Below are 14,877 nucleotides of genomic sequence, written 5' to 3'. Positions count from 1 at the left end.
ACGTCAACGATAACGCAGCGTTTCTGATTTAACGCGGCGCCCTCAGGTTTTTCGCGAGCAAGCTCGCTCCTACAGGGACACAAAAAACCCGGCCACCGGGGCCGGGTTTGAAAGAGCGTGGGCGCTTCAGCCTCGCGGGGCAGGATTAACCAGTCGCTGTTCCAGTTCGCAGCAGGCTTGCTGGATCATTTCTTCGGTAATCTGCACTTCCTGGCCTTTGGCATCGATATACGAGCAAGGCAGCTGCTGCGGCTGGCGGATCACTTCAATCTTGGCGTCGCTGCTATTTTGCAAGGTCATGGCCTGTCTCCTCATCAGGTTGTGTACCTACTTTAATTCCCCCGCATGAACGCGCTGTTACAACTCCTTACACGCTCATCGGTTTGAACACCCAGTCCACCAGAAACCGTTACATATTTCCAGATCAGGCTTAGACCGATAGCCTCTAGCGGCCTGTATCGGTGGGCATAATTAACCTGACTCATTGTTATTCACGCAAGTTCCCCCAATGTTGGAGGGTACAGACTCCTCATTGGTGATGCCTTCCATGTTCTCCATTCGTCAACGCCGTGCGATTCGCCTGGCCAGTCGCTTTATTGCGCCCTACCGCTGGCAGGCGCTTGGCGCACTGCTGGCGCTGATCGTCACCGCTGGCATCACCTTGTCCATGGGGCAGGGCATACGCCTGCTGGTGGACCAGGGCTTCATGACCCAGTCGCCGCACCTGCTCAACCAGTCCATCGGCCTGTTCATGCTGTTGGTGCTCGGCCTGGCCGTGGGCACCTTCACGCGGTTTTACCTGGTGTCGTGGATTGGCGAGCGGGTGGTGGCCGATATTCGCCGGCAAGTGTTCAACCACCTGATCTACCTGCACCCAGGCTTCTACGAGAACAACCGCAGCTCGGAAATCCAATCGCGGCTGACCACTGACACCACCTTGCTGCAATCGGTGATCGGCTCATCGCTGTCGCTGTTTCTGCGCAATGCGCTGATGGTGATCGGCGGCATCGTATTGCTGTTTATCACGAACCCCAAACTCACCAGCATCGTGGTGGTGGCGTTGCCGCTGGTGCTGGCGCCGATCCTGATCTTCGGGCGCCGGGTGCGCAGCCTGTCGCGTTTGAGCCAGGACCGTATTGCGGATGTCGGCAGCTATGTCGCCGAGACCTTGGGCCAGATCAAGACCGTGCAGGCCTATAACCATCAGGTGCAGGACGAACAGCGCTTTGCCGTCACCGTCGAGGACGCCTTCATCACCGCACGTAAGCGCATCTTGCAGCGCTCCTGGCTGATCACCCTGGTGATCATGCTGGTGCTCGGCGCGGTGGGTGTGATGCTGTGGGTGGGCGGCATGGACGTGATCAGCGGGCGCATTTCCGGCGGTGAGCTGGCGGCGTTCGTGTTCTACAGCCTGATTGTCGGCAGCGCCGTTGGCACCCTGAGCGAAGTGCTTGGCGAGTTGCAGCGTGCTGCCGGGGCGGCCGAGCGGATCGGTGAGCTGTTGCAGTCAGGCAACGACATCCAGGCGCCGGCCACTGGCGGCGTACGCTTGCCGGAACGGGTCAGCGGCCGCATGGAACTGCAAGACCTGCGCTTTTCCTACCCCTCGCGGCCGGACAGCTACGCCATCGATGGCTTGAACCTCACCATCAACCCGGGCGAAACCCTGGCGTTGGTAGGGCCGTCCGGCGCGGGAAAATCGACGATCTTCGACCTGCTGCTGCGTTTCTACGACCCCCAGCAAGGCCGCATCCTGCTCGAAGGCCAGCCGCTGACCGAGCTTGACCCGTTAGACCTGCGGCGCCATTTCGCCCTGGTGTCCCAGAGCCCGGCGTTATTCTTCGGCAGCGTCGAGGACAACATCCGCTATGGCAACCCGTCCGCTACCACCGCCCAGGTGGAAGCCGCCGCGCGTATTGCCCACGCCCACGACTTCATCCTGCAAATGCCCGACGGCTACCAAACCCACCTCGGCGAAAGTGGCCTGGGCCTCTCTGGCGGCCAGCGCCAACGCCTGGCCATCGCCCGCGCCTTGTTGGTCGACGCGCCGATCCTGCTGCTGGACGAAGCTACCAGCGCCCTCGACGCTCAGAGCGAACACCTGATCCAGCAAGCGCTGCCGCAACTCATGCAGGGGCGAACCACGCTGGTGATCGCACACCGTTTGGCCACGGTGAAGAATGCCGACCGCATTGCGGTGATGGACCAGGGCAAGCTGGTGGCGGTGGGCACGCATCAGCAGTTGATTGCGAGCAACCCGCTGTATGCGCGGTTGGCGGCGTTGCAGTTCAATGATGGAGATGAACAGGTGAAATAAAAAATGCCCGCATCTCTCGATGCAGGCACTGGAACCTCTGTAGGAGCGAGCTTGCTCGCGAAAACCTCACAGGCACCGCGTTCATCCATGAAGCACGCGTTAGCGTTGACGGTCTTCGCGAGCAAGCTCGCTCCTACAACATGTTACTGGTCGTCGAAGTAGCGCTCATGCCAATCCACCAACGGCTGCGGTGAATTGAGCTTCTGCCCGTAGATCACCGAATAAGACAGCACGTTCTGCACATACTGGCGGGTTTCGTCGAAGGGGATGCTTTCCACCCACACGTCGAAACTCAGGTGGTCTGCGCCGCGCAACCATTGGCGCACGCGGCCGGGGCCGGCGTTATAGGCGGCGGAGGCGAGCACGCGGTTGCCGTTGAACTGGCTGTGCACCTGGCTCAGGTAGGCAGCACCGAGCTGGATGTTTTTATCCGGGTCCAGCACCTGGGCCGGGGAGGCCAGGGGAATGCTGAACTTGCGCGCGGTTTCCTTGGCGGTGCCGGGCATCAGTTGCATCAGGCCGCTGGCGCCAACGCCGGAGCGGGCGTCATCCATAAACGCGCTTTCCTGGCGCGTGATGGCAAAGATCCAGCTGGAGTGCAGGCCGCGTACCTTGGCTTCGCGCACCAGGGTGTCGCGGTGAGCCATCGGGAAGCGGATGTCCAGGTCGTCCCAGTACTGGGCCTGGCTGATGGTGCGGATCGCCGGGAAGTACCACTTCATGTCGTAGGCCAGTTTGGCCTGGGCGACCATTTCGTCACGGTTGAAATGACGGCTGACGTGGTACCACTCACGGCGGCCGTCGACGATCTGGCCGCGGGCGTAGAACTCCAGGGCCCGGCGCACGCCTGGGGTGTTGCGGACCTTGTTGACCAGGGCCTGGCTCATCACCAGCGGCTTGTTGTTCAACTGGTAAGGGGATTTGGAGCGGTCAGCGGCGAGGAAACCGTAGAAGTCGCGCTCCTTGGCCACATTTTTGTACAGCACCAAAGCCTGCGGGTTTTTCGGCTCGGCCAGCTCCAGGCTGCGCGCCTGCCAGTAGCGCCAGCGGTTGGTGGTGGCCAGGTCTTGTGGGAGTTTGCGGGTCAATTGGTAGGCGTCTTCCCAGCGCGCCAGGCGCAGCAGCAGGCGCAGGCGCCACTCGGAGACCGTATTGTCGCGCAGTTCGGGGTCGTACTTGGTCATGACCTCCAGCGCGCGCGGGTCGAAGCGCTTGGCCAGGGTCAAGCCGATCTCGCGGGCAATCGACACTTTTTCGTCACGGGAGAAGTGCATGCTGCTGGCGTAACCGTCGAGCAGCGACATGGCTTTGTCCGGATCCTGGCGCGCCAGGCGGCGCAGGCCCAGGCCCACGGCGTCAGCCATGGCCTCGGTGGCCGGCTGAAAGCGTGACGGGTCGCTGAGCATGTCGGGCTTTTGCGCTACATCAACCATCAAGCGGCCCTGGGCGCCGAGGGTAGGCAGGGTTTTCACCAGGCTGTTGGCCAGCGCGTAGTTACGCGCTTCGGCGGCGAGCTTGGTGCGCTCCCAGATCTTCTGCTCGGTGAGTTGGCCGGCAGCGGCCCACTGGCCAAACGTGGCGTCACAGGCGGCGGGCTGGGATTTGCCGGTCATCCACAGCTTTTCGGCGGTCTTGTAGCCTTCGGCCTTCAGGTTATGGCTGAGCTGGTATTGGCCATGCAGGCAGTCCAGTTCGACGAAATTGAGCTTGGTGTCGTAGTACTTTTCAAAGGTCTGCCAATCGCCGCGTTCGGCCAGCCAGCGCAGCCAACGCAGTTTCATCCAGTTGGCCTGGGGCAGGTCGCCGTGTTTGGCGAGGAATTGTTCGATTTCCTCGTTGCTCGCGGTTTTCAGGCGCGCGGTCAGCTCGTCATAGGCCAGGTAGGGCGTGAGCGGGTAATCGGCCAGGGCCTGGCTGTATTGCATGTAGGGGTCGCTGTCGCCTTTGGCAAGGGCGCGTTTGGCTTGATCGTAATACTGGCGTTGAGTGGTGAGGTCCACCGCCTGGGCGGATTGAACGGCAGTGGCGGAAAGAAGCAGACAAGATAAAAAGTTGAAAAGGCGACTGCGCATGAGACGTCCGTGCAGAGAAATCACGACTAGCACCGGCACTGCCGACACTGATTGCCCCTAGCTTAGCCTTTTGCCAGCGGCCCGCGAAAGCTTTGCCGGCTGGTTCGTTCAAGTTCGCCGGAAATGTCCTACAGAACGTGTCAATAGAGAAAATGCCGACCGCATCCCACCCTCACATCAGGTAGAATGCGCGCCCAGTTTTTGGAGAAGCGTATGACCCTGCTCAAATTCAGCGATGTGTCCCTTGCTTTCGGCGCCATGCCGTTGTTGGACAAGGTGTCCTGGCAGATCGCCCGTGGTGAGCGGGTGTGCATCATCGGCCGCAACGGCACCGGCAAGTCCAGCATGATGAAACTGGTAAAAGGCGACCAGAAGCCCGATGACGGCTCTGTGTGGCGTGCCCCGGGCCTCAAGATCGGCGAATTGCCGCAAGAATTGCCGGTGGCCGACGGACGGACAGTGTTCGACGTGGTTGCCGAAGGCCTGGACGGCGTTGGCGAGTTGCTCGCGCAATACCATCACCTGGCGCAGAACTGCGTTACCGAGGAAGACCTCGACAAGCTGATGCACGTCCAGCAAGATCTCGAAGCCCGTGACGGCTGGCGCTTGCAGCAACTGGTGGACAGCACCCTGAGCCGCCTGCAACTGCCGGCCGACAAGACCCTCGCCGAATTGTCCGGCGGCTGGCGTCGTCGCGTGCTGCTGGCCCAGGCCCTGGTGTCCGAGCCGGACCTGCTGCTGCTCGACGAACCGACCAACCACCTGGACATCGGCGCCATTGCCTGGCTTGAAGAAGCCATCAAGGACTTCCAGGGCGCCGTGCTGTTTATCACGCACGACCGTGCATTCCTGCAGAGCCTGGCCACGCGCATCCTCGAACTGGACCGTGGCGGCCTGATCGACTGGAACGGCGACTACGCCAGCTTCCTGGTGCACAAGGAAGCCGCCCTGGCGGCCGAAGAAACCGCCAACGCGCTGTTCGACAAGAAGCTGGCCCAGGAAGAAGTCTGGATCCGCCAGGGCATCAAGGCCCGTCGCACCCGTAACGAAGGCCGCGTGCGTGCCTTGAAAGCCTTGCGCGTCGAGCGCAGTGAGCGCCGCGAGCGCACCGGCAAGGCCAATATCCAGCTCGATACTGCCGACAAGTCGGGCAAGCAAGTGATGGTGCTGGAGAACGTCAGCTTCCATCACCCGGACGGCCCGTTCCTGATCAAGGACTTCTCCATGGTCCTGCAGCGTGGCGACCGTATCGGCCTGCTGGGCGCCAACGGTACCGGCAAGACTACGTTGCTCAAGCTGATGCTCAGCGGTCTGCAACCGACCAGCGGCAAGGTGGAAGAGGGCACTCGCATCGACGTGGCCTACTTTGACCAGTTGCGCCACCAGTTGGACCTGGAAAAGACCGTGATCGACAACGTCGCCGAAGGCCGTGACTTTATCGACATCGACGGCCAGAGCCGCCACGTACTCAGCTACCTGGGCGACTTTCTGTTCAGCCCGCAACGTGCGCGCACGCCGGTCAAGGCGCTGTCCGGTGGTGAGCGTGCGCGTTTGCTGCTGGCCAAGCTGTTCAGCAAGCCGGCCAACCTGCTGGTACTCGACGAACCGACCAACGACCTCGACGTGGAAACCCTGGAACTGCTGGAGGAGGTCTTGCTGACCTTCAACGGCACCGTGCTGATGGTCAGCCACGACCGGGAATTCCTCGACAACGTGGTCACCAGCACCCTGGTCTTCGAAGGTGAAGGCAAGGTGCGTGAATACGTGGGCGGTTATCAGGACTGGCTGCGCCAGGGCGGCTCACCGCGCCTGCTGGGCGTGACCGAGAGCAAGTCGGGCAAAGCAGACTTGAACACGGCGGTGGTGGCTCCGGTCGCTGCCGAAGCGCCTGCACCGGCGGCTGACGCTGCGCCGGCCAAGAAAAAGCTCAGCTATAAGTTGCAGCGCGAGCTGGAAGCTTTGCCGGGTGATATCGACGCCAAGGAACAGCAGATTGCTGCGGTGGAAGCGGAAATGGCTGACGCTGGTTTCTACCTGCGCCCTGCGGCAGAGACCGCCAAGGTTATCGCCTCCCTGGAGACGTTGAACCAGGAGCTGGAAGCGTTGGTTGAGCGTTGGGCCGAGCTGGATGCCTGAGTGATCGCACCGCAATAAAAAAGCCCGGCGCTCTTCTATGAGCGCCGGGCTTTTTAATATGAAATGCGATTCAACTGTGGGAGCTGGCTTGCCTGCGATAGCAGTCTGTCAGTTGATGCATCGGGTGGCTGATACACCGCTATCGCAGGCGAGCCAGCTCCCACATTAGACCTTCATTGGTCTTACGAACTCTTTACCAGTTTGACGGCCAATACATCGCACGGCGCGCCGTGCAATACATCATTGGCAGTAGAACCCAGCAACAACGCCAAACCGTGACGACCATGGCTACCCACCACGATCAAGTCGCAAGCCTTTTCCTTGGCCAATTGGTGGATTTCCTGGCGCGGTTGGCCGTATGTCAGGTGGCAGTCATCCTTTTTCAGGTGCGGGTATTTGACAATCAAACGTTCCAGGCGCTCCTTGGCCTGGTCAAATTGTTGTTGCTGCAACTGGGAAAGGTCCATTGGCACGTCACCACCAAAGGCCATGGCCATGGGCTCGACGATATGTACCAACGACAGTTTGGCGCCATTGGCAATCGCGGATTCCTGTGCGCGCTTGATCACTGGGTCGCACTCTTCGGTCAGGTCGACAGCGACCAGAATATGTTCGTAGGGCATGAGGCGTTCCTCCAGGGGACTGCAATAAGTTCAGTATGGCTGCTTTCAAGCGGATGGGGTTGCCGCAGATCAAATCCGCTCATCTAGAAATTCGGGAGTACACATATGACGGTCTGGATAGTGGTGTCAATCCTTGCGGTGGTTTTAAGCCCCCTGGTATGGCTGCGTCCTTCGCGCCAGCAGAGTGGGCGCATGGCCCTGCGCATGGAGGCACGCCGCATCGGCTTGGCCATGCAGTTGGCGCCTCAGGAGTGGCCGCATTGGCTCAAGCAGGAGCCGCCGAGCCCCTGTGCGCAGTACTGCCGACCACGGCGCGGCAGCACCCCCGCGACCTGGAGTTACTGGCAGTTGGAGCCAGGGCTATGGGTCAATCAGTGGCGTGAACCTTGTGTGGATGAGAAGTTGTTGCCGCATTTTGCAACGCTGCCGGCGAACGTCTACAAGGTCGAGGCCGACAAGCAGATGATTGCTTTGTATTGGGGTGAGAAGGGCGACGCTAGCGTCCTGAAAGATATTGATACGCTGCTCAAGGCCCTGGCCTGACCTAAACCTTGTAGGAGCGAGCTTGCTCGCGAAAATCGCCAACGATAACGCGGGTAATCAGGCTATACGCGGCGCTCTCCAGATTTTCGCGAGCAAGCTCGCTCCTACAGAAAAGTCGAGCGATAAAAAGCCCGGAAAACCGCGCAATAAAAAGCCCGACATCATCATCGGGCTGGAGGTGGCCAGGCAGGCCGGTAAATCTGTAGGTTGCCGCTAGCCTAGCTGTGTATTGCTTTCTGTACAGCCTTTTCCCACATCTTTTCTATTATTGATCCTGTGAATATTTGAATATTGACGGGTGGCCCGCCTGTGGGGCGGGTTCTGAAATGACTGGAAAGTCGCGTTTTTACTAGCCTTTGGAGCGATTGACAATTGCTCGGAATTGGATGAAGGTGGCGTACCCAAATCAAACGGGCGTATGAATTGAGCGTTTGCCTGTCAGACGACTCATACAAAACCCGACTATCGCATTGGCGGGTGTGCCTGGCGGATTGGCGTGAGCATTGACTCAACTGTCAATGTCAAACCAGAGACCAGCGTCCAGTGTGTACTGTTCAGCTTCCATATCGTGGAGATCAGTTGATGATTTACGAAGGTAAAGCCATCACGGTTAAGGCTCTTGAAAGTGGCATCGTCGAACTCAAATTCGACCTCAAGGGTGAGTCCGTCAACAAGTTCAACCGTCTAACCCTGAACGAACTGCGTCAGGCCGTAGACACCATCAAAGCAGATGCTTCGGTCAAGGGCGTGATCGTCTCCAGCGGCAAGGACGTGTTTATCGTCGGCGCTGACATCACCGAATTCGTCGACAACTTCAAGCTGCCCGATGCCGAGCTGGTGGCTGGCAACCTCGAAGCCAACAAGATCTTCAGCGATTTCGAAGACCTCAACGTGCCGACCGTTGCTGCCATCAATGGCATCGCGTTGGGCGGCGGCCTGGAAATGTGCCTGGCGGCAGACTTCCGCGTCATGTCCGCGACGGCCAAGATCGGCCTGCCGGAAGTCAAGCTGGGCATCTACCCAGGCTTTGGCGGTACCGTGCGCCTGCCGCGCCTGATCGGTGCTGACAACGCGATCGAATGGATCGCCGCCGGTAAGGAAAACAAAGCCGAAGACGCACTGAAAGTCGGTGCCGTCGACGCGGTAGTAGCTCCGGACAAGCTGGCCGAAGCCGCGCTGAACCTGATCAAGGGCGCCATCAGCGGCGAATTTGACTACAAGGCTAAGCGTCAGCCGAAGCTGGAAAAACTCAAGCTCAACGCCATCGAACAGATGATGTCGTTCGAAACCGCCAAAGGTTTCGTGGCAGGCCAGGCCGGCCCGAACTACCCGGCGCCGGTTGAAGCGATCAAGACCATCCAGAAGGCCGCGAACTTCGGTCGCGACAAAGCCCTGGAAGTGGAAGCGGCAGGTTTCGTCAAACTGGCGAAAACCTCGGCTGCGCAAAGTCTGATCGGCCTGTTCCTGAACGATCAGGAGCTGAAGAAAAAGGCCAAGGCCTACGACGAAATTGCCAAGGACGTGAAACAGGCTGCCGTACTCGGCGCCGGTATCATGGGTGGCGGTATCGCCTATCAGTCGGCGTCCAAAGGCACGCCGATCCTGATGAAAGACATCAATGAACACGGGATCGAGCAGGGCCTGGCCGAAGCCGCCAAGCTGCTGGTGGGCCGCGTTGATAAAGGCCGCATGACCGCTGCAAAAATGGCTGAAGTGCTTAACGGCATTCGTCCTACGCTGTCCTACGGCGATTTCGGCCACGTCGACCTGGTGGTCGAAGCGGTTGTCGAAAACCCGAAGGTCAAGCAAGCCGTACTGGCTGAAGTAGAAGCCCAGGTCAAAGATGACACCATCCTGGCCTCCAACACCTCGACCATTTCCATCTCGCTGCTGGCCAAGGCCCTCAAGCGTCCGGAAAACTTCGTCGGCATGCACTTCTTCAACCCGGTGCACATGATGCCGCTGGTAGAAGTGATCCGTGGCGAGAAGTCCAGCGAACTGGCCGTGGCCACTACCGTTGCCTACGCCAAGAAAATGGGCAAGAACCCGATCGTGGTCAATGACTGCCCGGGCTTCTTGGTCAACCGCGTGCTGTTCCCGTACTTCGGCGGTTTCGCCAAGTTGGTCAGCGCCGGCGTGGATTTTGTACGCATCGACAAGGTCATGGAAAAATTCGGCTGGCCAATGGGCCCGGCGTACCTGATGGACGTGGTCGGCATCGACACCGGCCACCACGGTCGCGACGTCATGGCTGAAGGCTTCCCGGACCGCATGAAAGACGACCGTCGTTCGGCTGTCGACGCACTCTACGAAGCCAAGCGCCTGGGCCAGAAGAACGGCAAGGGCTTCTACGCCTACGAGACCGACAAGAAGGGCAAGCAGAAGAAAGTGGCCGATCCGTCGGTGCACGAAGTACTCGCTCCGGTCATCTACGAACAGCGTGAGGTGTCTGACGAAGACATCATCAACTGGATGATGATCGCCCTGTGCCTGGAAACCGTGCGTTGCCTGGAAGATGGCATCGTTGAAACCGCCGCCGAAGCCGATATGGGCCTGGTGTACGGTATTGGTTTCCCTCCATTCCGTGGTGGTGCGCTGCGTTACATCGACTCCATCGGTGTGGCCCAGTTCGTTGCCCTGGCTGATCAGTACGCTGATCTGGGCCCGCTGTACCACCCGACCGCGAAGCTGCGTGAAATGGCCAAGAACGGCCAGAGCTTCTTCGGTTAAGTGCCCAGACGACTAGAGCGAGAATATTTATGAGCTTGAATCCAAGAGACGTCGTGATCGTCGACTTCGGTCGTACGCCGATGGGCCGCTCCAAGGGCGGCATGCACCGCAACACCCGCGCCGAAGACATGTCGGCGCACCTGATCAGCAAAGTGCTGGAGCGCAACACCAAGGTCGACCCGAACGAAGTCGAGGACGTGATCTGGGGCTGCGTCAACCAGACCCTGGAGCAGGGCTGGAATATCGCGCGCATGGCGTCGCTGATGACCCAGATCCCGCACACTGCCGCTGGCCAGACCGTCAGCCGCCTGTGTGGCTCGTCGATGAGCGCGCTGCACACCGCTGCGCAAGCGATCATGACTGGCAACGGCGATGTGTTCGTAGTCGGCGGCGTGGAGCACATGGGCCACGTCAGCATGATGCACGGCGTCGATCCTAACCCGCACATGTCCCTCTACGCGGCGAAAGCCTCGGGCATGATGGGCCTGACCGCGGAAATGCTTGGCAAAATGCACGGCATCACCCGTGAAGCCCAGGACGCCTTCGGCCTGCGCTCCCACCAGCTCGCCCACAAGGCGACTGTGGAAGGCAAGTTCAAGGATGAAATCATCCCGATGAACGGCTACGACGAGAATGGTTTCCTGAAACTGTTCGACTACGACGAAACCATTCGTCCGGACACCACCCTGGAAAGCCTGGCGGCTCTCAAGCCAGCCTTCAATCCAAAGGGCGGCACCGTGACAGCCGGTACTTCCTCGCAGATCACCGACGGTGCTTCGTGCATGATCGTGATGTCGGCGCAACGTGCCCAGGACCTGGGTATCCAGCCGCTGGCCGTGATTCGTTCGATGGCAGTGGCGGGTGTGGATCCGGCGATCATGGGCTATGGTCCAGTACCGGCCACACAAAAAGCCTTGAAGCGCGCGGGCCTTTCCATCTCCGATATCGACTTCTTCGAGCTCAACGAAGCTTTCGCCGCACAGGCCCTGCCAGTGCTGAAAGATTTGAAAGTACTCGACAAGATGAACGAGAAGGTTAACCTGCACGGCGGTGCGATTGCCCTGGGCCACCCATTCGGTTGCTCCGGTGCGCGTATCTCCGGCACTTTGCTTAACGTGATGAAGCAAAATGGCGGCAACCTTGGGGTTGCTACCATGTGCATTGGTCTCGGCCAAGGCATCTCCACCGTCTTCGAACGCGTCTAAACGTTCGGTTGACGGAAGCCGGGGCCCAGTGCCCCGGTTTTTGTTTTTTGGAACTTTTAAATATTTTTTTTCAACAAATTTTGTACGAGGGCCAGAGCATGAAAGTCGAACCCGGGCTCTACCAGCATTACAAGGGGCCGCAGTACCGTGTTTTCAGCGTGGCGCGCCACTCTGAAACCGAAGAAGAAGTGGTGTTTTACCAAGCGCTGTATGGCGAATACGGTTTTTGGGTGCGCCCTTTGAGCATGTTCCTGGAGACCGTCGAAGTTGACGGCGAGCAGGTCCCGCGCTTTGCTTTGGTCACGGCCGAAGCCAGTCTTTTTACAGGGCAATAACGGCAGGTCGCGCAGAATGCTGCGCTTGACCTCATCCGGTTGCCACTATATATAGCGTTGCCGCGTCAGGCGCCAACTGCCTTTCACTTCTCGAATTCAGGAATTTTCCGATCCATGGGCAAATCGCTGGTCATTGTGGAATCCCCGGCTAAGGCCAAGACCATCAACAAGTACTTGGGCAACGAGTACGTGGTGAAGTCGAGTATCGGCCATATCCGAGACCTGCCCACCAGCGGTTCGGCTAGCGCCAGCAAGGAGCCTGCCGCCAAGCGCGGCAAGGCCGCCGCGGGCGAAGGTCCTGTACTCACGCCTAAAGAAAAAGCGCGCAAGCAACTGGTTTCGCGCATGGGTGTGGACCCGGACCATGGCTGGAAGGCCAAGTACGAAATCCTTCCGGGCAAGGAAAAGGTCATCGAAGAGCTGCGCCGGCTCGCCAAAGATGCCGACACCATCTATCTCGCGACGGACTTGGACCGCGAAGGGGAAGCCATTGCCTGGCACCTGCGCGAAGCCATCGGCGGTGATGACAGCCGCTACAAGCGCGTGGTGTTCAACGAAATCACCAAGAAAGCCATTCAGGAAGCGTTCTCCAAGCCGGGCGAGCTGGACATTGACCGTGTCAACGCCCAGCAGGCCCGTCGCTTCCTCGACCGCGTCGTGGGCTACATGGTCTCGCCACTGCTGTGGGCGAAGATCGCCCGTGGCCTGTCTGCCGGCCGTGTGCAATCGGTAGCGGTCAAGCTGGTGGTGGAGCGTGAGCGCGAGATCCGTGCGTTCATCCCTGAAGAATACTGGGAAGTCCACGCCGACCTGGGCACTGCCAAGGGCGCCAACGTGCGCTTTGAAGTGGCGCGTGAGAAAGGCGAGGCCTTCAAGCCGCTGAACGAAGCCCAGGCCATGGCCGCGCTGGAGAAGCTCAAGGCCTCCAGCTACAGCATCGTCAAGCGTGAAGACAAACCGACCAGCAGCAAGCCATCGGCGCCGTTCATCACCTCCACCCTGCAACAAGCCGCGAGCAACCGCCTGGGCTTCGGGGTGAAGAAGACCATGATGATGGCCCAGCGTCTGTATGAGGCTGGCTACATCACGTATATGCGTACGGACTCCACCAACCTGTCGCAAGACGCGGTGGCGATGGCGCGTACTTATATTGAAAGCGAATTCGGCAAGACCTACCTGCCGGAGAAGCCGAACGTCTACAGCAGCAAGGAAGGCGCACAAGAGGCTCACGAAGCGATTCGTCCTTCTGACGCCAACACCACGCCTGCCAAGCTGAGCGGCATGGAGCGCGACGCTGAGCGCCTCTACGAGCTGATCTGGCGCCAATTCCTGGCGTGCCAGATGCTGCCAGCGCAATACCTGTCTACTACCGTCAGCGTGGGCGCGGGCGATTTCGAGCTGCGTGCCAAGGGCCGTATCCTCAAGTTCGACGGCTACACCCGTGTGATGCCGCAGATCGCCAAGCCTGGCGATGATGACGTGCTGCCGGACATGGCCCAGGGCGACACGTTGAAGCTGATCAAGCTCGACCCGTCCCAGCACTTCACCAAACCACCGGCACGTTATTCCGAAGCCAGCCTGGTCAAAGAGATGGAGAAGCGCGGTATCGGTCGTCCTTCGACCTACGCGGCGATCATCTCCACCATCCAGGACCGTGGCTACGTTGCGCTGCACAACCGTCGTTTCTATTCGGAAAAGATGGGCGACATCGTGACCGAGCGTCTGTCGGAGAGCTTCTCCAACCTGATGGACTACGGCTTCACTGCCGGTATGGAAGAGAACCTCGATGACGTGGCCCAGGGCGAGCGCGACTGGAAAAACGTGCTCGACGAGTTCTATGGCGACTTCAAGAAAAAGCTCGAAGTGGCCGAGAACCCAGAAAACGGGATGCGCGCCAACCAGCCGGTGATGACGGATATTCCGTGCACCACCTGCGGTCGACCGATGCAGATTCGTACCGCCTCCACCGGCGTGTTCCTCGGTTGCTCGGGCTACAGCCTGCCGCCCAAAGAGCGCTGCAAGGCGACCGTCAACCTGGTGCCGGGCGATGAAATCGCGGCTGACGATGAGGGTGAATCCGAGTCGCTGGTGCTGCGCGGCAAGCATCGCTGCCCGATCTGCAGCACGGCGATGGACGCCTACCTGCTGGACGAGAAGCACAAGCTGCACATCTGCGGTAACAACCCCGATTGCAACGGCTACGAGATCGAAGAGGGCACCTACCGCATCAAGGGCTATGAAGGCCCGAGCCTGGAATGCGACAAGTGCGGCAGCGAGATGCAGCTCAAGACCGGCCGTTTCGGCAAGTTCTTCGGGTGCACCAACCCGACCTGCAAGAACACCCGCAAACTGCTGAAAAGCGGGGATGCGGCGCCGCCGAAAATGGACCCGGTGAAGATGCCTGAGCTCAAGTGCGAGAAGGTCAACGACACCTACATCCTGCGTGACGGCGCTTCGGGGCTGTTCCTGGCCGCCAGCCAGTTCCCGAAAAATCGCGAGACCCGTGCGCCCTTGGTGATGGAGATCGTGCCGCACAAGGACGAGATCGATCCGAAGTACCACTTCCTGTGTGAAGCGCCGAAGAAGGACCCGGATGGTCGCCCAGCCGTGATCCGCTACAGCCGCAAGACCAAGGAGCAGTACGTGCAGACCGAAGTGGACGGCAAGCCTACTGGCTGGAAAGCCTTCTACGACGGCGGCAAGTGGAAGGTCGAGGACAAGCGCCAAGGCGCTTGATCCGCTAGTCTGTTAACGCCAAAAGCCGTCTGTATAGACGGCTTTTGCTTACTGTAGGAGCGAGCTTGCTCGCGAAGATCGTTAACGAAAACGCAGGAAACCTGGCTCCCTGCGGTGCCTGGAAGTTTTTCGCGAGCAAGCTCGCACCTACACAGCCAGCATCACGCCTATTCGTTGTGG

General features: G+C 59.7%; 11 protein-coding genes. 8 read left to right on the top strand and 3 right to left on the bottom strand.

Translation table 11 applies throughout. The features are described from left to right. Window positions 1-126 precede the first annotated feature (126 nt). On the bottom strand, window positions 127-300 hold the full coding sequence (locus CRN80_RS31330) for a PA1571 family protein (RefSeq protein ID WP_032892854.1): 174 nt from the start codon (window positions 298-300) through the stop codon (window positions 127-129). A gap of 238 nt (window positions 301-538) precedes the next feature. Between CRN80_RS31330 and CRN80_RS29330 the strand changes: the two genes are divergently transcribed. Then, window positions 539-2,317 carry an ABC transporter transmembrane domain-containing protein gene (locus CRN80_RS29330; RefSeq protein WP_169918519.1) on the top strand — a complete coding sequence of 593 codons (1,779 nt, stop codon included), beginning with the start codon at window positions 539-541 and terminating at the stop codon, window positions 2,315-2,317. Between the two features lie 143 nt (window positions 2,318-2,460). On the opposite strand, the gene CRN80_RS29320 is transcribed toward CRN80_RS29330, so the two are convergent. Further along, window positions 2,461-4,389 carry a transglycosylase SLT domain-containing protein gene (locus tag CRN80_RS29320; RefSeq protein WP_098952412.1) on the bottom strand — a complete coding sequence of 643 codons (1,929 nt, stop codon included), beginning with the start codon at window positions 4,387-4,389 and terminating at the stop codon, window positions 2,461-2,463. Window positions 4,390-4,602: 213 nt separating this feature from the next. Between CRN80_RS29320 and CRN80_RS29315 the strand changes: the two genes are divergently transcribed. Next, entirely contained in the window at window positions 4,603-6,525 is a 1,923-nt protein-coding gene (locus tag CRN80_RS29315; RefSeq protein ID WP_003189646.1) for an ATP-binding cassette domain-containing protein, read from the top strand. Between the two features lie 182 nt (window positions 6,526-6,707). Here the strand turns inward: CRN80_RS29315 and CRN80_RS29310 are convergent, their stop codons facing one another. Then, a complete protein-coding gene (locus CRN80_RS29310; RefSeq protein ID WP_032892849.1) occupies window positions 6,708-7,148 on the bottom strand; it encodes a universal stress protein in 441 nt (146 codons plus the stop codon). Between the two features lie 105 nt (window positions 7,149-7,253). Between CRN80_RS29310 and CRN80_RS29305 the strand changes: the two genes are divergently transcribed. The 6 genes from CRN80_RS29305 (at window position 7,254) to topA (ending at window position 14,697) form a co-directional block, all read left to right on the top strand. After that, complete coding sequence (locus CRN80_RS29305) at window positions 7,254-7,691, top strand: hypothetical protein (RefSeq protein WP_047710330.1); 438 nt, start codon at window positions 7,254-7,256, stop codon at window positions 7,689-7,691. 22 nt (window positions 7,692-7,713) lie between these two features. Next, entirely contained in the window at window positions 7,714-7,908 is a 195-nt protein-coding gene (locus tag CRN80_RS31925; protein WP_098952411.1) for a hypothetical protein, read from the top strand. Window positions 7,909-8,273: 365 nt separating this feature from the next. Further along, window positions 8,274-10,421: a fatty acid oxidation complex subunit alpha FadB gene (gene fadB / locus CRN80_RS29295; RefSeq protein ID WP_003189649.1), complete on the top strand. Its 2,148-nt coding sequence runs from the start codon at window positions 8,274-8,276 to the stop codon at window positions 10,419-10,421. Window positions 10,422-10,450: 29 nt separating this feature from the next. Beyond that, window positions 10,451-11,626 (top strand): acetyl-CoA C-acyltransferase FadA, encoded by a 1,176-nt coding sequence (fadA, locus tag CRN80_RS29290; RefSeq protein WP_003189650.1) that lies wholly within the window; start codon window positions 10,451-10,453, stop codon window positions 11,624-11,626. 98 nt (window positions 11,627-11,724) lie between these two features. After that, window positions 11,725-11,961 carry a DUF1653 domain-containing protein gene (locus CRN80_RS29285; protein WP_098952410.1) on the top strand — a complete coding sequence of 79 codons (237 nt, stop codon included), beginning with the start codon at window positions 11,725-11,727 and terminating at the stop codon, window positions 11,959-11,961. Between the two features lie 114 nt (window positions 11,962-12,075). After that, complete coding sequence (topA, locus tag CRN80_RS29280; protein WP_003189652.1) at window positions 12,076-14,697, top strand: type I DNA topoisomerase; 2,622 nt, start codon at window positions 12,076-12,078, stop codon at window positions 14,695-14,697. Window positions 14,698-14,877 lie beyond the last annotated feature (180 nt).

It is taken from the genome of Pseudomonas sp. FDAARGOS_380 (genome assembly GCF_002591235.1).
Classification (GTDB): domain Bacteria; phylum Pseudomonadota; class Gammaproteobacteria; order Pseudomonadales; family Pseudomonadaceae; genus Aquipseudomonas; species Aquipseudomonas salmasensis.
The sequence above is the reverse complement of the archived record's forward strand: the minus strand, read 5'-3'. Positions and strand labels throughout refer to the sequence as shown.

Bases quoted from the DNA above. Each gene is read 5' to 3' on its own strand.
- topA (WP_003189652.1), top strand. From the start codon at position 12,076: ATGGGCAAATCGCTGGTCATTGTGGAATCCCCGGCTAAGGCCAAGACC.
- CRN80_RS31330 (WP_032892854.1), bottom strand. From the start codon at position 300: ATGACCTTGCAAAATAGCAGCGACGCCAAGATTGAAGTGATCCGCCAG.
- CRN80_RS29320 (WP_098952412.1), bottom strand. From the start codon at position 4,389: ATGCGCAGTCGCCTTTTCAACTTTTTATCTTGTCTGCTTCTTTCCGCC.
- CRN80_RS29285 (WP_098952410.1), top strand. From the start codon at position 11,725: ATGAAAGTCGAACCCGGGCTCTACCAGCATTACAAGGGGCCGCAGTAC.
- CRN80_RS29305 (WP_047710330.1), top strand. From the start codon at position 7,254: ATGACGGTCTGGATAGTGGTGTCAATCCTTGCGGTGGTTTTAAGCCCC.
- CRN80_RS29330 (WP_169918519.1), top strand. From the start codon at position 539: ATGCCTTCCATGTTCTCCATTCGTCAACGCCGTGCGATTCGCCTGGCC.
- fadA (WP_003189650.1), top strand. From the start codon at position 10,451: ATGAGCTTGAATCCAAGAGACGTCGTGATCGTCGACTTCGGTCGTACG.
- fadB (WP_003189649.1), top strand. From the start codon at position 8,274: ATGATTTACGAAGGTAAAGCCATCACGGTTAAGGCTCTTGAAAGTGGC.
- CRN80_RS29315 (WP_003189646.1), top strand. From the start codon at position 4,603: ATGACCCTGCTCAAATTCAGCGATGTGTCCCTTGCTTTCGGCGCCATG.
- CRN80_RS29310 (WP_032892849.1), bottom strand. From the start codon at position 7,148: ATGCCCTACGAACATATTCTGGTCGCTGTCGACCTGACCGAAGAGTGC.